This window comes from Microbacterium sp. Leaf179 (assembly GCF_001423785.1).
In the GTDB taxonomy this organism is placed as follows: domain Bacteria; phylum Actinomycetota; class Actinomycetes; order Actinomycetales; family Microbacteriaceae; genus Microbacterium.
On the sequence record NZ_LMPH01000002.1, the window covers coordinates 389,551 to 409,709 of the forward strand.

The following is a 20,159-nucleotide window of genomic DNA, read 5'->3' on the forward strand; positions in this document are numbered from 1 at the left end:
AGACACAATGACCCTCACCGACCCGACCACCACGGCCTTCGTCGCGCCCGCCGCCCCCGCGCACCCGCTCGCCTCCCTCTCCCCCGCCGAGATCACCGCGGTCCACGCGATCGTCGCGGGCCTCGACGGCATCGACGAGGCCACCCGCTTCGCCTACGTCGGCCTCGAGGAGGCGCCGAAGGGTGACGTCCTCGCCTGGGAGCGCGGCGAAGCCGCCCTGCCCGTGCGGCGCGCGCGCGTGCAGCTGCTCAACCTCCGCACGGCGAACTCGCTCGACCTCGTCGTCTCGCTCGCCACCGGCGAGGTGCTGCGCTCCACCGAGCTCGACGGATCCGACGGGCAGCTGCCGATCCTCGACGCCGAGTTCGAGGAGGTCGGGATCATTGCGAACGAGAGCGCCCAGTGGGTCGCCGCCCTCGCCGCCCGCGGCCTCACCACCGCCGACGTCGTGCTCGTGCCCCTGTCGGCCGGTCACTACGGATTCGAGAACGAGGTCGGTCGCCGGGTGCTCCGCACCTTCGCGTTCCGCCAGGACCACCCGGCCGACCACCCGTGGGCTCATCCCGTCGACGGCCTGACCGCCTACATCGACGTGGCAGCCCGCGCGGTGATCGAGATCGTCAACACCCCCGGGTTCGTCGTGCCCGAGACGCACGGGAACTTCGACGACCCCGCGCTGCAGGGGCCGCCACTGGAGGGCCTGAAGCCCATCGTCATCACCCAGCCCGAGGGGTCGAGCTTCATGGTCGACGGCGAGCACGTTACGTGGGGCGAGTGGGACCTGCGCATCGGCTTCGACACCCGTGAGGGCCTGATCCTTCGCCAGCTGTCGTTCGCCGGGCGTCCCGTGATGTACCGCGGATCGATCAGCGAGATGGTCGTTCCCTACGCCGACCCCGCGCCCAACCGCTTCTGGCAGAACTACTTCGACACCGGCGAGTACCTGTTCGGCCGATACACGAACGAGCTCGAACTCGGGTGCGACTGCGTCGGCGACATCACCTACGTCGATGCCGTGCTGTCGGACGAGAACGGGATGCCGCGCACCGTCCGCAACGCCGTGTGCATGCACGAGGAAGACTTCGGCACCCTCTGGAAGCACACCGACATCTTCACGGGGTCCAGCGAGGTGCGTCGCGCACGCCGGTTGGTGATCTCGTTCTTCACCACGGTCGGCAACTACGACTACGGCTTCTACTGGTACCTCTACCTCGACGGCACGATCGAGTGCGAGGCGAAGCTCACCGGCATCCTGTTCACCTCCGCGTACCCGGGCGAGGACTACCCCTTCGCCTCCGAGGTCGCTCCGGGGCTCGGGGCACCGTACCACCAGCACCTGTTCTCGGCGCGGCTGGACATGACCGTCGACGGGGTGGCGAACGTCGTGAACGAGATCGATGCCGTGCGCGTGCCGATCTCGACCGACAACCCCGCAGGCAACGCCTTCACCAAGAAGGTGACGCCGATTGCGAGCGAGAAGGTGTCGGGTCGCGTGGCGGATGGCGCGGTGAACCGCGTGTGGCAGATCGCCTCGACCGAGAAGACCACCGAGCGCGGTCAGGCGACGTCGTACATGCTCTTCCCCACCGAGACCCCGGTGCTACTCGCCGACGACGCCTCCTCGATCGCGTCCCGCGCCGCGTTCGCGACGAAGAACCTGTTCGTGACGAAGTACGACCCCGACGAGCGCTACGCCGCCGGCGACTTCGTCAACCAGCACCCGGGCGGTGCCGGCATCCCCGCCTTCATCGCGGGCGACGAACCTCTCGTCGGCGAGGACGTCGTGCTCTGGCACACGTTCGGCCTCACCCACTTCCCACGCAACGAAGACTGGCCGGTCATGCCGATGGACTACGCGAAGTTCACGCTCAAGCCGTACAACTTCTTCGAGCGCAACCCCGTGCTGAACGTTCCGGCACCGGCGTCGTCGCACTGCGCTCCGACGTCGCAGGGCGAGTCGCACTGCTCGCCTGCTGCACCCGAGCACGGACACGGCCCGCTCGCGGGTGAAGAACCGGCATCCGGATGCCACTGCTGAGGCGATGAGCGAGATCCTCCACGCGGCCGCGGTCGCCCCCGCCGCGGTCGGTGCGTGCTGTCTGGCAGCCGACCGCGCGCGGGTCCGGCCGCCCGAGGTCGCAGCCTCCGTCCTCATGCTGCTGGCGATGCTGGATGCCGCCGTGTTCGGGGTGGTCGCCCCGGTGTACTGGACCGTTCTGCTGGTGGCGGCCGCCGTGGGTCTCGGGGTGTGGCGACGCCCGCGGCAGCGCCGGGTGCCGCGCGTGCCCGCGGTGATGACGCTGCATACGACGCTCGGAATGATTGTGATGGCCGGTCTGCAACTGGCGATGGGCGGGCACGCGGGTTCCTCCGGGCACGCCCACGGGCTCGCCCTGGCACCCGTGCTCGTCGGAGCGGCGGCCGTCTACGTGGCGCTGTCTCTCGAGGCGATGCGACGGATGCCGGCGCGGCTCGACCGGGCGCAGATCGGCGGGATGGCGGCATCCGTCGTTCTCATGGCTGTGGCGGCGGTGTGACGCTGGGTGCCGGACGGAGAGATAGCCGAAGGCGACCGTCACGCCGCAAGCGACCCCAGGGGCGCGGCCCGACCGACGGGCAGGGTCGCGGCGACAAGGGCGGTGATGAGGCTGACCGCGGCGGCGATCAGGAGGGCCGGGGCCACGCCGATCCCCTCCGCGAGCAGCCCGGCCGCTCCGGCCCCGAGCGGCTGACCGCCCCACGCGATCATGCGGGCCGTCGTGTTGACCCGGCCCTGGAGATTCGGGGGCGTCAGGGTCTGGCGCGTGATGATGCCGTTGAGCGAGACGGCAGTCGTCCCGATCTGCCACAGGGAGAGCGCGAGGCAGCCCGCCAGGAAAGACGTCGAGAGCGCCCAACCGCAGATCGCCACGGCCGCCAGCAGAAGAGCACCGACGGTGATCGCCCCCGCGCCGACCTTTTTCTGCAGGGGTCCGATGAGCCAGGAGGCGGCGAGCGCGCCTACCGCTCCCGCCCCGAACAACACCCCGATGGCGGGCGAGTCCGAGCTGAGCCCCAGCGTGCGGACAGCGGCGACGATCAGCAGCCCGGAGACCGCTCCCGCGGCGATGCTGTTGCCGACGCCGAGCAGGGTGAGATCGCGGATCACGGGGACCGCACGGATGTAGCGCAGGCCTTCGACGATGTCGGCACGGATGCCGCGGCGTGGGCGGTCCGGGTCGGGCTTCACGGCGAGCACCCCGATGCGGGCGAGCAGCACCGCGCCGACGACGTAGGCGAGGGCATCGATCAGGAGGACGACGGGTCCGCCCGCGATCGCCGAGACGAGGCCCCCGAGCGGTGGACCGGCGATGCCGATGAGCGTGCTGATCGTCATCATTCGGGCGGTCGCCGACGCGATGCCCTCTCGCCCGACGATCGCGGGGATCGCCCCGAAGCTCGCCGCGTCGAAGAAGACGAACGACACGGACGTCGCGACGGCCACGATCAGGAGGTGGACGGGGGTCACCCCGCCGAGCACTGCCGCGAAAGGAACGCTCGCAGCCGCGAGCGCACTGGCCGCACTCGACACCAGCAGCGTCGAGCGCGGCGACCACCGGTCGACCAGCGCTCCGACCGGAAGCCCGAGCACGAGGTAGGGCACGGCCTCCAGCGCCGTCAGCAATCCCGCGAGGGCGGCGCTCCCGGTGAGCTGGAAGAGCATGAGCGGGAGCGCGACGGCAGTGAGGGCGTTGCCGGTCCACACGATCCCGCGCGACCACAGGTACGACGCGAGCATCAGTGCGGCAGCGGGGTCGGGCGTGCAACGGGCTGGATCGGGCGGCGACCGCCCACGAACGGGTGCGCGTGCGGGGCGTTGGAGACGCGGCCGGGCACGAGCATCCGCACCACGCGCAGTCCGGAGGGGCGGATGTCATCGGTCGTCACGTCGACGGTGATCACGCGGTCGCCGAGCGCGGTGAACCGCTCGATGAGTCCCCGAAGATCCGGGCCGGACGGCAGGGCGTCGAGCGAGGCTCGGCCGACGGTGCTGGCATCCAATTCGTCGAGGAAAGCCGACTGGATACCGGGATCCAGGTGCAGTTGCAGGTGGCATCCGTAATCCCGGACGTCCGAGAGGTCGTCGGCGTACGACAGCGCGTACCGGCGGTCCGACCGGTGGGGCGCCAGGGGGCTCCGCGGATCGGCGGCGACCTGTGCGTAGGGACCGTGCTCGTCGTCGAGGTCGGCGACGAACAGCTGAAGCTGGAGGGCTTCACCGAGGGCCTTGAGCGCCGCCGCCGTCGGGTCGTCCGCGGTCCCCATGCCCAGGGTCAGGTAGCCGCTCGCGGTGTCGCGGATCAGCGCGCCGACCACCGGCACGCCGGTATCGCTCGGGAAGAGCAGCCACCGCGGCTCCAGCAAGCGACGAGGCCCCGCGGCGAAGGCGTCCAGCCACGGGGGCACCGTGAGGGCCACGACCCCGCCCCCTCCGGTCCAGGCCCGCGACATCGCGTCGCGCTCCACGATCTCGCGGAGGCCGCCGAACCGCGCGGCGTCGAGGGAGCGCTCGGCGGCCAGGCCCGCCTGCATCACCGGATGCAGGGTCGGAGCCGCCTGGAGGTTGTACGACACCCACACCGCGCTCGCCGGAACGAGGACTTCGGCGTCGGTCGCCGCGTCGCGCCCCACGGCCCAGTCGGTCACCGTGTCGGAATCGAAGGTCGAGCGTTGCGGCAGCGCGAGCTCCTCGGGGGCCACGTGCTCGGTGCCCCGCAGGTCGTTCGCGGTGGAACGCACGAGTCGTCCGCTCGCGAGGTTGCCGCAGTACCGCTCGACGGCTTCGCCGATCGCCGCTCCGCGCATCGCGTCGCGGTCGCCGAACGCGTAGCCCGCTCCGCTGGCATCCGACCGCCACGGCGAGAACGCCGCACTGTCGGACAGAACCGCGTGCAGGAGGGCGAACGGTTCGGGGAAGTGTGCGGGCACCGCCCGCGGTTCGAGGGCGCGGATCACTCCGCTGCGGGAATCGACGAGCGGCGCGAGCGCCGGCGGAAGATCGGTCAGCATGCCGGGCTCCATCAGGCGAGGGGGAGGGGGTAGGGGTACAGCTCGGAAACCGAGGCGGGTCGGCGATCCCACCCGAGCTCTCGCGGCACGTCGAGATAGCGCCGGGATCCGCGGAGGGGAAAGGCGGGCGGTCCGTTTCCGACGAGCCCCGCGGCGATGACGCGGACCACGACGAGCCCGCACGCGCGGACGTCGTCGGTCGTGACGTCGACTGAGATCGTCCGCACGCCCCGGGCCGCCAGCGCCGCGACGCGATCGGCCGAAATTGTCTCGGCGTCCTGGAGAGCCCGGCTCTGCGTGGGGCGCAGCCGGGGAAGGATCGCCGCGGCCATCCGCTGATCCAGGTAGAGCTGGGCGATCGGGGGCAGGTCGGTGAGGGTGCGGAAATCGTCCGGGACGTCGTCGCGATAGCGTCGGTCGGCGCGGTAGGGCAGGAAGACGTGGGACTCGATCGCATCGGCATCCATCGCCTGCCAGACGTCGCTCCGCGGGTCGAGGAGCTGACGGGTAATCCGCCGCAACCCGAGGGCCTCCATCACCGCCTTTCGGGCGGCCTCGACCGGATCGGCCCGGCACGCGGAGCCGAACGCGAGCAGTCCGTCTCGCTCGGGATCGCCGTCCTCGATCACGGCGGCCACCACGGCACCCGGGAGATCGGTCGGGATGTCCAGGAGCCGGATGCCGAGATCGTGCGCGCCGAGCATCCCGAGGATCGCGCCGCCGTCGTCGAGTTCGCACGTGGACGCGCCCGATGCCCACCACACCGCCGTGGCATCGCGTTCCATCAGTTCGTCGATCGCGCCGTTCTCCGCGCTCGCGCGATCCGCACCGGCGGCGATGCCGGAGTACATCAGCGAGTGCACCGGCCGTTCCCCGGCCGCGCGCGAAGCGGAGGTGTCGAGGTAGACGAGGGATGCCGGAACCCAGACGTCCGCTCCGGTGTGCAGGTCCTGCCCGAGCGTCCACCGGACGGGCAGCTCGTGATCGAACACGGCGAAGGGGAATCCGGGCAGGGCGTACTGCTGCGGGCTGTAGAGGGCGAGGCGCCGCGGGTCGAGGGCGTCCTCGCCGCGGCGGTCGAGGTCGCCCCAGCGATGGACGGGAAGGTCGTCGGGCACCGCGTTGCCGCAGTACCGTTCCACGGCTTCACCGATTGCGGCGCCCCGCGCCGCCTCGAGGTCTCCGAGGGATGCGCCGAAGCCGAAACCGTCCGCACGCCAGGGAGCGAAACGCTCCGTGTGCGCGACGCTCGCACCGTGAGACCGCCAGAACGTCGGGTCGTCGGGGTGCGGCGTCTGTGCCTGGGTCGAGGTGAGGATCCCGGTGCGGGGGTCGACCAGACGGTCGATGTCGATCACGTCACGCTCCTTCGCTCCACGGCGGGTAGCGTCAGCCGGCACCGCTCGACCACGAGGGTGAGGGATGCCGGGAGGTCGGCGACTCCGACCCGGTAGCGATCCGCGCCCCCGGTGCCGCGCGCGAGCCGCGGGTGGTCGGCGGCCGTGAGCTCGAGCAGCAGGGACTCGTCCTCACCCCGCTCGAACGACAGCGGCCCGAGGCGGAGGGAGATGTCCTCCGGCCCCCGACCGCTCACGGCCTCCCCGACCGCGAGCTCGACGACGGGACCGTCGGGCGAGACGCGCAGGAGGCGGACGATCCAGTCCGCCTTCGACGCGTCGGTGCTCCCGTGGATCTCGACGTGCGCCCAGCCGACGAAACGTCGCGCGTCGGTGTCGATCGGCCAGCGCAGAGCATCCGTGCGGTCGAGGAGCGCGCGCCGGTCGACGGCCTCCGCGCGGCTCGGGAACGGGCGGCGCGGGTCACTGCGCACGACACCGGGCGGGAGGGCGTGCACGTCCTCGGTGGCAGCCGTCGGCCAGTGGTCCGCGCGCTCCCAGACGCCCGCGCCGATGACGAACGTGTCCGCCCGCCGGGCGGGGAGCCGACCCGCCAGGGCGTCGTGGAGCCAGTCGACGAGTTCGGTCGCCCACTCCACGCGCGAGCTCTCCCCGTGGTCGAGAGCGCCCACCCGAGTGTCGGCGGAGAACACGAGGTCGTGCAGCCACGGACCGACCAGAAGACGCTTGGGCGTCTCGGCATCCCCCACCAGGTCCCAGTGCTCGAGCGTCTCGCCGATCAGCAGATCGTGCCAGCCGCCGACGTGGAAGCTCGGGGCGCGCACCGCGGCGAGCTCCGCCGGGGTGATCTCCTCACCCACGACGGCATCCGCTCCGGCATCGATGACGGCCGCCCAGCCGGGAAGGTCGACTCCGAGCCGATCGGCGATCTCCACGACGGGCAGGTGATCGAGCACGGTCGGGTTCTCTCGGAAGAGAAGCGCCGCGAGGCCCTCGCGGCTCGTGCGGGCATCCGCGCGTTCCGCCCACCACGCGGCGTGCTCGCCGAGACGCAGGATCCCGGATGACGAGAACTTGGTGCGCGCAAGCGACATCGACGGACCGAGGCTGACGATCGCCGCAACCCGCTCCGGTCGCTCGACAGCCATCGCCCACGCCGTGTAGCCGGAGTACGAGCCACCCATCACGATGATCCGGCCGTCGCTCCACGGCTGCATGGCGACCCAGTCCACGAGCGAGGCACCGTCGGCGCGCTCGCGGCGATACGGCATCCAGACGCCGTCGGAGTCGTACCGACCGCGCACATCCGAGACGACGTAGGCGAAGCCGCGTCGGGCCCACCCGCGACCCTCGTCGAGGTGCCGGAACCGGCCGTACGGTGTGCGGTGCACGATGGTCGGCACGCGCTCCTCCCCCGGCGGGCGGTGCACATCGAATGCCAGGGCCGTGCCGTCGGGAGCGGTCATCCGCAGGTTCGCGCGGATCATCGGGCGCTGAGTGTCGGAAGCGGCAGCACGGGATGGCGGTGGAGGGAGCAGTCCGGTCGGATTTCGATCTCGGTCGTCGAGTGGGGAGCGGCGCCAGAGGACGCCCAGGCGAGGAGATCTGCCGCGATGGTCGCCGCCGCGAGGACCGCCACCTCGGGAGGGGCGTTCACGGCGCCGTCCGGCAGCGAATCGAGGTGGTGCCAGAGGGCATCCAGCTCGTCGACGAGCGGGTCCGCGGCGCGACGGCGGCCACGGTAGTCCGCGTACGACGCCGAGGTCTCGTCCGCCGTGAAGGGACCGACGAAGAGCGATTCCCCGTCGGCGTGGCAGCGGTGCAAGGGGACGCCGCGGTGCGCCAGATCCGTCCACCGCGTGTCGCGGAACCAGGGCTCGATCGAGACGAGGGCCTCGGCATCCGTCTCCTCGTCAACCAGGCGGATGAGCGACGGCGGCGCCGCGAGGAGCGCGCGGAGGGCGTCGGCGACGGTCCCCGCCCCGAGAATCATCACCCGTTTCTGCGCGAATCGGTCCTCCGGCGCCGTGGTGCGCGGTTCGCGAAGCGCGCCGCGTTCGCGGAGCTGATGCTGCAGCGCGGCGGCATCCGGTCCCCACGAGTCCAGGTCGACCCCGGCGTCGAGGGCGCGGGCGATCTCGGCGAGCCGATCAGTCGACCCGAGGATGCGGTGGAACCGTCCGCCGGGTTCGGCGAGCCGCCACGATCCGTCGGCCGTGGCGTAGAGGTGGAAACCGGGTCTGAGCGAGGGCATGGGGAGGAGCTTTCGAGGATCGGGCGGTGAACGGGGCTGAGCGGTGGCCGCCGCGCCGGAGCGCGACGACCACCGGGTCCTCACTCCGCGTCGAAGGCGAACGGGTTGTGCACGAGCGCGTTCGTCCCGGGTCCCTGCGGGGCGCTCAGCACGCCGGCCGAGGTGATCGACTCGAACGCGAACGGGTTGTGCACGAGGGCGTTCGTGCCGGGGCCCTGGGGTGCGCTCAGTACGCCGGCGGAGGTGATCGGTTCGACAGTGATGCTCTGCATGACATCGTCCTTTCATTATTGAGAACCGTTCTCAATTTAACGAACGATAGCGCCGCGACGACCGACACGGCAACACGACGACGATTTTGCGTGCGCCCCTTATTGAGTATGGTTCTCATTAAACGCACCCCAGCCGCCTCCGGAAAGGCCCTCTATGCGTGATCGACTCCCGCCGTTCGCGAGCGCCCGCGGCGCTCGAGCCCTGCTGGTGACCCTCTCGGTGGTCCTCGCGATGTGCGCCCTCGCCTCGATGGCAATCGGGTCCGTCGGCCTCACCGTGCCCGAGGTCGTCAGCGTGCTGCTCGCGCATGCCGGGGGCGGGCAGCACGCCGACCTCGCCGCCGACCAGATCGTGTGGAACGTCCGGATGCCGCGCACCGCCCTGGCCATCGTGACGGGGGCGGGCCTCGCCCTCGCCGGCGCCGTGATCCAGGCGATCGTTCGCAACCCGCTCGGCGATCCCTCGCTGATCGGCGTGACCCCGGGCGCCTCTCTCGGCGCGGTCGCGGTCATCGTCCTCGGCAGCGGTGCGGCGGCGGGCCTCCCCCTCACCCTCGCGGCTTTCGTCGGCGCCCTCGTCACATTCGCCGTCGTCTTCCTCCTCGGCCGATCCGAGGGCCGGATGCCACCGACCCGGTTGATCCTCGCGGGCGTCGCCGTCGGCTACCTCGTCTCGTCGATGACGTACTTCCTCCAGACAATCGCCACCCCGAACCAGGTGCAGCGGGTTCTGTTCTGGAGCCTGGGGAGCGTGGGAGGCGCCGACTGGGGGACGTTGCCGATCCCCACCGCGATCGTCGCGCTCGGCACCGTCGTGATCCTGCGGTGCGCGCCCGCGCTGAACGCGCTGATCGGCAGCGACGATCTCGCCGCCTCTCTGGGCATCGACATCGCTCGCCTGCAGGTCACCCTCCTCGTGGTGGTGGCGGCGATGACGGGCTCGCTCGTCGCAGTGGCCGGCGGCATCGCGTTCGTGGGCCTGGTGGTCCCCCACATCGCGCGGCTCCTCGTCGGCGCGGACCACCGACGGATGCTGCCACTGACGGCCGTGCTCGGCGCGATCTTCCTGATCCTCGCGGACTTCGCGGCGAGAACCGTGCGTGCCCCGGCGGAGCTGCCGATCGGCGTGGTCACCGCGGCCGTCGGCGCTCCCTTCTTCCTGTGGCTGCTGACCGCGGCGCCGCGCTCGAGCGCGCGCCGGAAGCGCATCGCCGTGCGAGCGGTGGCTAGCTGATGAGGGTCGAGATCGATCGGGTCTCGGTGCAGCGCGGTGAGCGCACCCTTGTCGACGACGTGACCTTCGTCGCTCCCGCCGGCGCGACGGTGGGCCTCATCGGCCCCAACGGTTCCGGCAAGTCCACGCTCCTGCGCACCGTCTACCGCGCGCTCCGCCCGACGACCGGCACGGTTCGGATCGGCGACGCCGACGTGTGGAAGTTGACCGCGCGCGCGGCCGCTCACCGCACGGCCGTCGTCCTGCAGGAGGATCATCGCGAGTTCGAGTTCTCGGCGCGCGAGACGGTCGAGCTGGGAAGGATCCCGCACCGGCACCCCGGCCGCCGCGCCGCGAGTGCCGATCGGGATGCGGTCGAGAATGCGATCGATCGATGCGGGGTCGCACCCTTCGCGCACCGCCCCGTGGGCTCGCTCTCGGGAGGGGAGCGGCAGCGGGTTGCGGTGGCACGGGCGCTCGCGCAGGGCACCCCCGTGCTCGTCCTCGACGAGCCGACGAACCATCTCGACGTCCTCGCGCAGATCGAGCTCCTCGACCTCGTGACCGCCCTGCCCGCGACGACGATCGTCGCTCTGCACGACCTTGGGCTCGCGGCGGCCTACTGCGATGTCGTCGTGGTCCTGGCCGGCGGCCGCGTGGTCGCTGTCGGCGCACCCGCGCAGGTTCTGACAACCGCCCTCATCGCCCGGGTCTACGGCGTCGTCGCTGAGATCGGCGTGAACCCGCTCACCCAGCGCCTCGCCGTCCACCTCGGCGCGGCCCTCCCTCGCTCCCCCGACCACGCCGCCAACCCGTCCGCGGCTCGAAAGGAAAACACACCATGACACACCCCGTCCGGCGTACCCCACTCGCCGCCTCGCTCCTCGGAGTCGTGCTGCTCGCCACCGCCGGTTGTGCCGGCACGGCGCCGGCGGATGCCGCTCCCGCCGGGTCGACCGGGGCGCACTACCCCGTCACGGTCTCCAGCTGCGGCGCCGACTCCACGTATCAGAAGGCCCCGGAGCGAGTGCTGCTCGGCGCCCCCGGCATCATCGACACCCTCGACGCCCTCGGTGTCGGCGACCGCGCCATCGGCTACACGCTGTCCGACCTCGACACCGGAGAGGCAGCGGCCCGCCCGAAGCTCACGCAGAACTCCGCTGACTGGACCCCGAGCAAGGAATACCTGGCTGGGGCGGCCCCCGACCTCTTCATTGCGAACGACGAGCAGCAGTTCACCGGCAACGGCGCGGCCACGGTCGACGATCTCCGCACGCTCGGCGCGGGACTGTACGTGCTCGGCCGCTACTGCGTCGGCGCCTCTGCGGCCCCGTCGATCGACGCTGTCTACGACGACATCACCGCTCTCGGCACTGTCTTCGGGGTTCCCGAGAAGGCGGACGAACTCACCGCGCAACTGCGCGGCCGGGTGACCGACGCCGCCGCGCTCCGCGGGGACCGGAAGCTGAGCGCCGCCTCCGTCTCGGTCGTCGACGGCACGGTCTACGCCCTCACGGGGGCCGGCTACCAAGCAGTCCTCGACGCACTCGGCATCACGAACGTCTTCGCGGATGCGGGTGCGAACTACACGCAGATCAGCCGCGAAGACGTCATCACGGCGAACCCCGACGTCATCTTCGTCGACTACTCCGGACCGGCTCAGGAAGCCGACGCGCTCAACGCGGCCAAGACCCTCTTTGCCGGGTCGGCCGCGGTCGCCGACGGCCGGGTCTTCGGCCAGAACGAGAACTCGTTCCAGGCCGGGGGCGTACGCATCGTCGACGTGATCGAGCAGAGCGCGAAGGACGCCTTCACAGGCTGACCGGCGCCGCGCACACCGGAGCCCCGGTCGGGCGGAGGAGGTCCCGGGACGGGAGGATGCCATCCGCGGCATCCTTCCGCCGCTCCCGGAATCTCCTCCCGTGGCCACTATGGAGGTGGCGAGCGGAGGGCCGGTGGCGGGGGGAGGTCGAGTGCACGGCGCCGCTCCTCCCGCCCTTCCCTCACCCCCGTCACAGCGATGCCCGCGCCGCCGCAGCCGTGACCACCGGAGGACCGGGGGCGAGCGGAGGACCCGCCCGCGCGAATCCCCCTCCGCTCACCCAGAGCCCTCCCCCGGTCACGCTGCGCCGCATCGCCGCGGCGCGCCGCGGAGGAGAAACCGGGAGCGGAAGACCGGCGCCGTGGCATCCCCCTCCCCGAAACTCCGCCCGTGCCCGCGGCGCGGCGCCCGCAACTCGGCGCCGGTCGGCCCGGCGAGAGATGCACGCTCTCCGGTGATGGACGCGGTGGATGCAGAACGGTGCGGCCGGGGGCATCACGCTCCCCGACCGCACCGCGTCTCATCCGCGCCCGCCGGCGCGCGTGCTCAGCGCGACAACCGCACCGTCACGAGCTGGAACGGGCGCAGCTCGAGATCGACGACGGTGCCCTGCGCGGCGACGATCGCCGCGGCATCCACGTCGCGCTCGAGCAGGTCGGTCTCGCTCACGCGTGCGACGTCGAAGCCGGCCTCGAGACGCGCCTGCGTGCGCTCCCCCAGCGCCTCGTAGAGACGCACGACCACGTCACCCGAGCCGTCCTGTGCGAGCTTGACGGCTTCGACCACGACGCCGGGGGTGTCGATCGCCACCAGGGGCGCCACGTGCTCTTCCGCGGCATCCGTCACCACTCGCGCGGGCAGGTTCGTGCGGTAGCCCTCGGCCACCGCGTCGACCACGTCGGCGCCGACGACGATGCCCACCTCGAGGTGATGCGCGCCCTGATCCTGACCGGGGTCGGGGAAGACCGCCGAGCGGATGATCGACAGGCGCACCAGCGAGTACGTGCCGCCCGCCGCCCGCTCGTGCCGCGTGATGTCGTGGCCGTACGTGGAGTCGTTCGTCACCGCGACGCCGAAGCCGGGCTCGGCGACGCGCACCCAACGGTGGGCCGCGGTCTCGAAACGCGCGGCATCCCACGACGTGTTCGTGTGGGTCGGACGCACGATGTGCCCGAACTGGATCTCGGATGCCGCGCGGTCGGTGTGCACGTCGACGGGGACGCCGAGCTTGAGCAGCTTCTGCTGCTCGTGCCAGTCGACGTCGAGCGACAGACGCACGGTGCGCGCCCCCTCGCCCAGCGCGATGCGCGTGACGAGAGTGGATTCGCCGAAGGATCGCTCGACGACGAGGGCGTCGCCCTCGATGCGCACGCTGTCGGCCGCGTCGAGGGGCGTGACGTGTCGGCGGTACGTCTCGTCGATGTCCCACGCGTCCCACTGGGTGGGTGTGTCGCGGAACACCTCGAACAGTCCCGCCACCTGCCCCGCCGGGACGACCTCACGGCCGGATGCCAGATCCACGAGCGAGACGATCAGGCCCCGGCCGTCGATCTCGGCGCGCACGATGCCGTTGTCGAGCACGAACGCCTCGCCCGCGGCGCGCGGGGCGACGTCGCCCGCGGGCGTGACGGGGGCGATCGCGAGCGCGGGGGCGCCGGCGCGACGGTGCGGGGCGGCGTTGGCCACGACCGCTCGGTCGCCGGTGCCCACGAGGGCGCGGAGGCTGTCGGCGATGACCTGTTCGAGCTCGGCGGCGATGGCCTCGTAGTTGCGCTCGGCGTCGCGGTGCACCCAGGCGATCGAGGTGCCGGGCAGGATGTCGTGGAACTGCTGCAGCAGCACCAGACGCCACAGCCGCTGGAACGTCTCGGCCGGGTAGGCGGCCCCCGTGCGCACGGTCGCGGTCGCCGCCCACAGCTCCGCCTCGCGCAGCAGGTGCTCGCTGCGACGGTTGCCCTGCTTGGTGCGGAGCTGGCTGGTGTAGGTGCCGCGGTGGAACTCGAGGTACAGCTCCCCCGCCCATACGGCGGGATCGGCGTACTCGGCCTCGGCCGTCTCGAAGAACTCCCGCGGGGTGGAGTGCTTCACGATCGGCGCGCCCTCGAGCGAGTGCGTGCGGGCGATCGTCGCGGTCATCTCGCGGGTGGGTCCGCCGCCGCCGTCGCCGAAGCCGTAGGGCAGGAGCGAGGTGCGCGCGCGACCCTTGTCCGAGAAGTTGCGCTCGGCGTGGGCGAGGTCGGCCGCGGTGACCTCGGAGTTGTACTTGTCGACCGGCGGGAAGTGGGTGAAGATGCGCGAGCCGTCGATGCCCTCCCAGCGGAAGGTGTGGTGCGGGATGCGGTTGGTCTCGTTCCACGAGATCTTCTGCGTGAGGAACCAGCGGGCCCCCGCGGCCTTCATGATCTGCGGCAGCGCGCCGCTGTAGCCGAACGAGTCGGGGAGCCACACCTCTTCGGTGTCGATGCCGAACTCGTCGAGGAAGAACGTCTTGCCCTCGACGAACTGACGGGCCATGGCCTCGCCACCGACCATGTTGGTGTCGGACTCGACCCACATGCCGCCCACGGGCACGAAGCGCCCCTCGGCGACACGGGCCTTCAGCCGCTCCCAGAGGGCCGGGTAGTGCTCCTTCATCCAGGCGAACTGCTGAGCCGACGAGCTCGCGAACACGAACTCGGGGTCCTCGTCCATGAGCGAGAGCACGTTGCTGAACGTGCGTGAGACCTTGCGGGCGGTCTCGCGCACCGGCCAGAGCCAGGCCGAGTCGATGTGGGCGTGGCCGACGGCGTGCAGCACGTGCGCACTGGATGCCGCGGGCGCGGCCATCAGCGGAGCGAGCACCTCGCGGGCGGCCGGGGCCGTGCCCGCGACGTCGTCGGGATCGACCGCGTCGATCGTGGCATCCATGCCCTGCAGCAGGGTCGCGCGGCGCGCGGAAGTCGCGTCGAGCTCGGCGAGCAGGCCCTGCAGCAGACGGAAGTCCTGCAGCAGCTCCCACACGGCGAGGTCGCGCAGACCGATCGACATGTCGCGGAGCGTATAGAGAGGAGCGTCGCCCGCGGTGGCGAGGTCGCCCAGGTGCGTGGGCTCGAAGGTGAAGAGGCTCCCCACGTCGGGGTTCGACGCGGCCTCGACGAGCACGTCGACGCGGCCGTCGGCGTCGAGGGCCGCCGGGGTGGCGTTGTTGAACGGCGAGACGCCCTTGATCGGCGCCCCGTCACGGTTCCAGACGAGGGCCTCGCACTGGAAGCCGCTCTGGCCGGCGGTGAAGCCGAGGTCGATGACCAGCTCGGCCACCGTCCCCTCGGGCAGGTCGCCCGCGGCGTCGCGCCAGTCGGTCGGGATCCGACCCGAGACGGCGAACCAGGTGGTCCCCCACGCCCGGCCCCACGGCGTGCCGACGGCGAAGGGACGGTATTCGGCATCCCGGGCCTCGGCGAAGGTCACGGGCTCGCCCGGGGCCTCCCAGGCCGAGACGTCGAGGGGTTCGCGGGTGCGGTAGACGGCGGGGGCGAGCCGCTCGCGGATGAAGCGGTCGATGCGCATCTCGATGAGCGCGGTGCGGTCGTGCATGAAGTGTTCCTTGTCTGGGGGGACGGGTCAGCCCTTGACCGCGCCGGCGAGGGCCGACGGACCACCGAGGCCGCGCTGCACGAGGACGTACAGGCCGAGGACGGGAAGGGAGTAGACGATCGAGTACGCGGCGAGCTGGCCGTACGCCACGGCTCCGAACGACCCGAAGAAGTTGAAGATGCTGACGGCGGCCGGCTGGTAGTCGGGGCTGAGCAGCAGCACGAAGGGCACGAAGAAGTTCCCCCACGCCTGGATGAACGTGAAGATGAACACCACGGCGATGCCGGGGCGCATGAGCGGGAGCACGATCTGCACGAGCGTGCGCATCGAACCCGCGCCGTCCATCCACGCGGCGTGCTCGAGCTCGACGGGCACGCCGTCCATGAAGTTCTTCATCATCCAGATCGCGATGGGCAGCGCGCTGGCGGTGAGGAACAGGATCGTCCCGCCGACCGAGTCGATGAGGTTCAGCTGCACGAACAGGCTGTAGACGGGCACCATGATCGCCGTGATCGGCAGGCACGTGCCGAACAGCACCGCGTAGAGGAAGGGCTTTCCGACGCGCATCTTGTAGCGCGACAGCGGGTACGCCGCGAGCGACGCGAGCACGACCGTCGCGATCGCGGTGCCACCCGCGAGCATCACGCTGTTCCACAGCGGCAGGAACAGCAGGTCGGGCTTCATCACGGCGGCGAAGTTGTCGAGCGTGACGACCTCGGGCATCTTGATCGCCAGCGTCGGCTGCGCGTCGAGCGAGGCGGTGACCAGCCAGATGAGCGGCACCACGAACAGGATGGCGACGACGATCAGCAGCGTGTTCGAGATCCAGCTCAGTACGCGGGTGCGGGGCGACGACAGGGACGCCTTCGTGCGCTTCGGTGCTCGGGCGGCGGACCGGGTGCGGCCCGACACCTCGGGGAGGGTGGCGGTGGTCATGACGAGACCTCCTCGCGCAGGGCGCGGACGTAGAAGAAGGAGAAGACCGCACCGATGAGCAGCATGATCGTCGCGATCGCCGTGCCGTAGCCCAGCTCGCCGAACTTCAGACCCTGCTGGTAGGCGAGGATCGGCAGCGTCGTGCTCTTGTTGCCCGGGCCACCGCCGGTCATGACGAAGATCAGGGTGAAGACCGAGAGGGTCTGCAGGGTGACGATCATCGAGTTGGTGCCGATGGTCGAACGGATCATCGGGATCGTGATGAAGAAGAGGCGCTTGATGCCGCTGGCACCGTCGACCTCGGCGGCCTCGGTGATCTCGGGCGGGACGTCGGCGAGGGCGGCCGAGTAGACCATCATCGAGAACGCCGTACCGCGCCAGATGTTGGCGAAGATGATCATGAGCACCGGCATCGTGAACAGCCAGCTCACCGGCTCCGCACCGAAGATCGCGAGGATGCCGTTGAGCGTGCCGTTGTCGCGGAAGAAGGCGTACGCGGCGAACGCGGCGACGATCTCCGGCAGCACCCAAGCCGTCACGACGATCGTGCCGACCACCGCGGTGACGACCCGGTTCGCCGAGCGCATCATGAGCGCCAGAGCGAGGCCGAGCACGTTCTGACCGATCACGGCGGAGAAGAACACGAACACGATCGTGTTGATCACCGAGACCGGGAAGTCGGGGGCCTGGAAGAGCTGCGTGTAGTTGTCGAACCCGATGAACTGCGAGTCCACGGCCGTCGACCCCGAGAGGGTGGCGTTGGTGAGGGAACCCCACAGCGACACCAGGATGGGGCCGAGCAGGAACACCGCGAGCAGCAGGGCTGCCGGCAGAAGGGGGAGCGCCCGGGCCGACGACCGGAGGCCGCGCGTCTTCACGCGCGACCCCCGGCTGGTTCCGGTCGCCCCGGGGGAAGCCAGGGCGGTCACGATCAGCCCTGCTGGGTGTTCTCTTCGCCGACGATGCCGATGACGGCCTGGTCGTAGGCGGCGGCGGCGTCATCGACGCTGGACTGGCCCGTCATGACGGCCTCCATGGCGACCTGGATCTGGTTGGAGATCTTGTCGTAGTCCTCGGTGGCGGGGCGGAAGTGCGTGGTGTCGACGAAGCTCGAGAAGGTTTTGAAGCTCGGGTTCGCGTCGAGGTACTCGCTTGACTCGGCGACGTCGGCACGCACGGCGATCTGGCTGTTGTCGATGCCGTACGCGGTGGCGTTGTCCTTGTTCACCGCGGTCGAGAGGAAGTCCCACGCGGCGTCGGCGTTCTTGGTGTTCTTACCGATCGCGAGGGTCCAGCCGCCCGACATGCTGGTGGAGCCGGGAGCCTGACCGTCCTGGGTCGGCATGGCGGCGATGCCGAGGGCGTCGCTCCACTCCGGCCACGCGGCCGAGCCGCCCTCGACCCACGCGGCCGACTGCCACGAGCCGTCGAGCGCCATGGCGAGCTTGCCCGACGGCAGCCAATCGGCCGTCACGCTGGTGAAGATGTTGGGGTCGAGCGCCTGCTGCAGCGACGGGCCGAGGCCGCCCTGGTAGACGTCGGAGACGAACTGCAGCGAGTCCTTGAAGCCCTGGCTGCCGACGACCCACTTCTTGGCGTCGGTGTCGTAGAGGGTGTCCTCGGTGCCGTAGAGCAGCATCTCGAGGCCCTGCATGGACGCGGCCTCACCGGCGGTCTTGCCGGAGTAGACGTTGAGGGGGATGACGTCGGGGTTCGAGGACTTGACCTTCTCGGCGGCCGAGAGCACGTCGTCCCAGGTCTTCGGCTGCCACGGCACGGGAATGCCGGCGGCGGTGAAGACGGCCTTGTTGTACCAGAGGCCGCGGGTGTCGGTGCCGAGCGAGACGCCGTAGGTCTTGCCGTCGGGTCCGAGGCCGGCCTGCTTGGCGCCCTCGGCGAACTGCGACCAGTCCTCCCACTTCGCGAGGTAGTCGTCGAGGGGCAGGAGGTAGCCGGCGGCCGCGTCGGACTGGATCTTGAACGTGTCTTCGTACTGCACGTCGGGGGCGGTGCTGGCCGACTTGTTCATCAGCGCGAGCTTCGTGTAGTAGTCGGCGCCCTCGGCCTGGATCGGGACGAGCTCGACCGTCATGCCCTCGTGCGCGGCCTCGTACTGCGTCTTGGCGTTCTCCATCAACGTCTGCATCGAGTTGAAGGTCGCCGTGGTCTGGTACGCCACGCGGATGGTGTTCGCGTCGCCCGCGTCGCCGCTGCCGCCGGAGCAGCCGGCCAGGGCCACGGTCAGGGCGGTCGCGGTCAGAAGACCGCCCGCCATCGTCAGTTTATTCATGGAAGCTCCCTTGCTCGGGTGGAGACACCGCGTCGCCAGAACCTTTTATAAATCAAATGGACTAACTCGGCAAGTCGCGCGGCTGCCACCGACGTAACGATCCGGACACGGCGCGCTATGACCCGCGGGATTCCGGGTCAGATCGCGATCATCATGCGCGCCGGGCGAGCCGCGAAGGCCCCGTCGAGCATGAGGCAGGCGGCGCCGACGGCCGCGACGTCGAGGCCCACGCTCGAGGCGCGGACGACGATCGCCCGCGTCGACGTCGACACCGGGTCGGTCGCCACGCGGGTGGCGACCGTGTCGTGCAGCACCTCGGCCAGACGCTCCCAGACGGGACCCCCCAGCACCACCTCGTCGACGTCGAGCAGGTTGTTCGTCACGACCAGCGCGCGCGCGATCCGCTCCCCCGTGCGCTGCAGCACCGCGACGGCGGGAGCGTGCCCGTCGCGTGCTTCGCGCACGAGACGGTCGAGATCGGGGCGCGTGTCGTCGGCGGAGACCGCGTCGTAGCCCGCCTCGGCCAACAGCACGCGCGGCTCGATCGACACCCCGAGGCACCCGCGCGACCCGCACGCGCAGGGCGGTCCGTCGGGATCGACGACCACGTGCGCGATGCCGCCGGCGTTGCCGGTGCGTCCGCGCACCGGAGCGCCCGAGATGGCGACTCCCAGGCCGACTCCGGCGCCGTAGTACAGGAACATCGCGTCGCTCAGCACGTCGGAGCGGTCGAACCACATCTCGCCGATCATGGCCGCGGTGACGTCCTTCTCGACGACGACGGGAAGCCCGGTCACCGCCCCGAGATCCTCGCGAACGTGGACGTTGTGCCACTGCGGAAGCAGGGGCGGGTCGAGCAGCCGGCCCCCGCGCGCGTCGAAGGGGCCCGGGGCCGCGACGCCGACGCCGAGCACGCGTTCCCACGGGATGCCGGCGCGCTCGACGATCGCGTCGACGGCGGCGCCCACGGCCTCCACGAGCTCAGCGGCATCGGCGTGCGGCAGACGCGGGATCTCGTCGTGCGCGATCACCTCGCCCGCCATGTCGACGACCACGATCGTGTCGACGACGGGGTCGAGGTGCACCCCGACCGCGAAACGCGAGCGCGGCTGCAGCTTGAGCAGGGTGCGGGGCTTTCCCGGTCCCGAGATGACCTTGCCGGCCTCGACGATGAGTCCCTCGTCGGCGAGACGGCGCGTCACGTTGCTCAGCGTCTGGGCGCTCAGCCCCGTGCGTGCCGAGAGCTCCACGCGACTGAGCCCCTCGGGCGAGCGGCGGATGAGGTCGAGCACCAGCGTCTGGTTGTACTCGCCCACGGCGGGCAGGTTGGATCCCGTACGCATGGCCCCCGCCTCCGCTCGTCGGTCCGCGGCGCGGGCCCTGCGCCTCAGA

General features: G+C 71.0%; 16 protein-coding genes. 5 read left to right on the forward strand and 11 right to left on the reverse strand.

The genetic code is table 11. From position 1 onward, the window contains the following. Positions 1-7 precede the first annotated feature (7 nt). Both ASF96_RS09325 and ASF96_RS09330 read left to right on the forward strand, forming a co-directional pair. Complete coding sequence (locus ASF96_RS09325) at positions 8-2,038, forward strand: primary-amine oxidase (RefSeq protein ID WP_082509521.1); 2,031 nt, start codon at positions 8-10, stop codon at positions 2,036-2,038. A gap of 4 nt (positions 2,039-2,042) precedes the next feature. Then, complete coding sequence (locus ASF96_RS09330) at positions 2,043-2,537, forward strand: hypothetical protein (RefSeq protein ID WP_055938409.1); 495 nt, start codon at positions 2,043-2,045, stop codon at positions 2,535-2,537. 38 nt (positions 2,538-2,575) lie between these two features. Here the strand turns inward: ASF96_RS09330 and ASF96_RS09335 are convergent, their stop codons facing one another. From ASF96_RS09335 to ASF96_RS09360, 6 genes are all read right to left on the reverse strand, one after another. After that, positions 2,576-3,778 carry an MFS transporter gene (locus tag ASF96_RS09335; protein WP_082509524.1) on the reverse strand — a complete coding sequence of 401 codons (1,203 nt, stop codon included), beginning with the start codon at positions 3,776-3,778 and terminating at the stop codon, positions 2,576-2,578. Beyond that, on the reverse strand, positions 3,778-5,049 hold the full coding sequence (locus ASF96_RS09340) for a YcaO-like family protein (protein WP_055938413.1): 1,272 nt from the start codon (positions 5,047-5,049) through the stop codon (positions 3,778-3,780). The genes ASF96_RS09335 and ASF96_RS09340 overlap by 1 nt, the downstream gene beginning before the upstream one ends. 11 nt (positions 5,050-5,060) lie before the next feature. After that, the gene (locus ASF96_RS09345; RefSeq protein WP_055938416.1) at positions 5,061-6,407 is read right to left on the reverse strand and encodes a YcaO-like family protein; all 1,347 of its coding nucleotides are present in this window, start codon (positions 6,405-6,407) and stop codon (positions 5,061-5,063) included. Further along, a complete protein-coding gene (locus ASF96_RS09350) occupies positions 6,404-7,894 on the reverse strand; it encodes a CocE/NonD family hydrolase (protein ID WP_055938420.1) in 1,491 nt (496 codons plus the stop codon). Before ASF96_RS09350 ends, ASF96_RS09345 begins: the two co-directional genes overlap by 4 nt. After that, on the reverse strand, positions 7,891-8,661 hold the full coding sequence (locus tag ASF96_RS09355) for a hypothetical protein (protein WP_055938423.1): 771 nt from the start codon (positions 8,659-8,661) through the stop codon (positions 7,891-7,893). The genes ASF96_RS09350 and ASF96_RS09355 overlap by 4 nt, the downstream gene beginning before the upstream one ends. 80 nt (positions 8,662-8,741) lie before the next feature. Next, entirely contained in the window at positions 8,742-8,933 is a 192-nt protein-coding gene (locus tag ASF96_RS09360; RefSeq protein ID WP_055938426.1) for a streptamidine-related RiPP repeat protein, read from the reverse strand. A 154-nt stretch (positions 8,934-9,087) separates the two neighbouring features. On the opposite strand from ASF96_RS09360, the gene ASF96_RS09365 reads away from it, so the two are divergent. Genes ASF96_RS09365 through ASF96_RS09375 form a run of 3 tightly spaced genes read left to right on the forward strand, consistent with a single transcriptional unit; the run spans position 9,088 to position 11,968 of the window. Continuing rightward, entirely contained in the window at positions 9,088-10,167 is a 1,080-nt protein-coding gene (locus tag ASF96_RS09365) for a FecCD family ABC transporter permease (RefSeq protein ID WP_082509528.1), read from the forward strand. Next, positions 10,167-10,991: an ABC transporter ATP-binding protein gene (locus tag ASF96_RS09370; RefSeq protein ID WP_055938427.1), complete on the forward strand. Its 825-nt coding sequence runs from the start codon at positions 10,167-10,169 to the stop codon at positions 10,989-10,991. Before ASF96_RS09365 ends, ASF96_RS09370 begins: the two co-directional genes overlap by 1 nt. Continuing rightward, the gene (locus tag ASF96_RS09375; protein WP_055938430.1) at positions 10,988-11,968 is read left to right on the forward strand and encodes an ABC transporter substrate-binding protein; all 981 of its coding nucleotides are present in this window, start codon (positions 10,988-10,990) and stop codon (positions 11,966-11,968) included. Before ASF96_RS09370 ends, ASF96_RS09375 begins: the two co-directional genes overlap by 4 nt. A gap of 546 nt (positions 11,969-12,514) precedes the next feature. Here ASF96_RS09375 and ASF96_RS09380 read toward each other — a convergent pair. The 5 genes from ASF96_RS09380 to ASF96_RS09400 form a co-directional block, all read right to left on the reverse strand. Continuing rightward, entirely contained in the window at positions 12,515-15,541 is a 3,027-nt protein-coding gene (locus tag ASF96_RS09380; RefSeq protein WP_055938433.1) for an alpha-mannosidase, read from the reverse strand. A gap of 27 nt (positions 15,542-15,568) precedes the next feature. Then, positions 15,569-16,477: a carbohydrate ABC transporter permease gene (locus ASF96_RS09385; protein WP_235560568.1), complete on the reverse strand. Its 909-nt coding sequence runs from the start codon at positions 16,475-16,477 to the stop codon at positions 15,569-15,571. Next, complete coding sequence (locus ASF96_RS09390; RefSeq protein ID WP_055938436.1) at positions 16,474-17,406, reverse strand: carbohydrate ABC transporter permease; 933 nt, start codon at positions 17,404-17,406, stop codon at positions 16,474-16,476. The genes ASF96_RS09385 and ASF96_RS09390 overlap by 4 nt, the downstream gene beginning before the upstream one ends. A gap of 2 nt (positions 17,407-17,408) precedes the next feature. After that, positions 17,409-18,767, reverse strand: coding sequence for an extracellular solute-binding protein (locus ASF96_RS09395; protein ID WP_082509530.1), 1,359 nt, complete (start codon positions 18,765-18,767; stop codon positions 17,409-17,411). A gap of 137 nt (positions 18,768-18,904) precedes the next feature. Next, positions 18,905-20,110 (reverse strand): ROK family transcriptional regulator, encoded by a 1,206-nt coding sequence (locus ASF96_RS09400; protein ID WP_055938441.1) that lies wholly within the window; start codon positions 20,108-20,110, stop codon positions 18,905-18,907. Positions 20,111-20,159: the final 49 nt, after the last annotated feature.

Excerpts from the sequence above, each read along its gene's own strand:
- ASF96_RS09400 (WP_055938441.1), bottom strand. The coding sequence starts at position 20,110 with ATGCGTACGGGATCCAACCTGCCCGCCGTGGGCGAGTACAACCAGACG.
- ASF96_RS09330 (WP_055938409.1), top strand. The coding sequence starts at position 2,043 with ATGAGCGAGATCCTCCACGCGGCCGCGGTCGCCCCCGCCGCGGTCGGT.
- ASF96_RS09355 (WP_055938423.1), bottom strand. The coding sequence starts at position 8,661 with ATGCCCTCGCTCAGACCCGGTTTCCACCTCTACGCCACGGCCGACGGA.
- ASF96_RS09365 (WP_082509528.1), top strand. The coding sequence starts at position 9,088 with ATGCGTGATCGACTCCCGCCGTTCGCGAGCGCCCGCGGCGCTCGAGCC.
- ASF96_RS09325 (WP_082509521.1), top strand. The coding sequence starts at position 8 with ATGACCCTCACCGACCCGACCACCACGGCCTTCGTCGCGCCCGCCGCC.
- ASF96_RS09340 (WP_055938413.1), bottom strand. The coding sequence starts at position 5,049 with ATGCTGACCGATCTTCCGCCGGCGCTCGCGCCGCTCGTCGATTCCCGC.
- ASF96_RS09380 (WP_055938433.1), bottom strand. The coding sequence starts at position 15,541 with ATGCACGACCGCACCGCGCTCATCGAGATGCGCATCGACCGCTTCATC.
- ASF96_RS09370 (WP_055938427.1), top strand. The coding sequence starts at position 10,167 with ATGAGGGTCGAGATCGATCGGGTCTCGGTGCAGCGCGGTGAGCGCACC.
- ASF96_RS09375 (WP_055938430.1), top strand. The coding sequence starts at position 10,988 with ATGACACACCCCGTCCGGCGTACCCCACTCGCCGCCTCGCTCCTCGGA.
- ASF96_RS09350 (WP_055938420.1), bottom strand. The coding sequence starts at position 7,894 with ATGATCCGCGCGAACCTGCGGATGACCGCTCCCGACGGCACGGCCCTG.
- ASF96_RS09395 (WP_082509530.1), bottom strand. The coding sequence starts at position 18,767 with ATGAATAAACTGACGATGGCGGGCGGTCTTCTGACCGCGACCGCCCTG.
- ASF96_RS09360 (WP_055938426.1), bottom strand. The coding sequence starts at position 8,933 with ATGCAGAGCATCACTGTCGAACCGATCACCTCCGCCGGCGTACTGAGC.
- ASF96_RS09385 (WP_235560568.1), bottom strand. The coding sequence starts at position 16,477 with ATGACCACCGCCACCCTCCCCGAGGTGTCGGGCCGCACCCGGTCCGCC.
- ASF96_RS09335 (WP_082509524.1), bottom strand. The coding sequence starts at position 3,778 with ATGCTCGCGTCGTACCTGTGGTCGCGCGGGATCGTGTGGACCGGCAAC.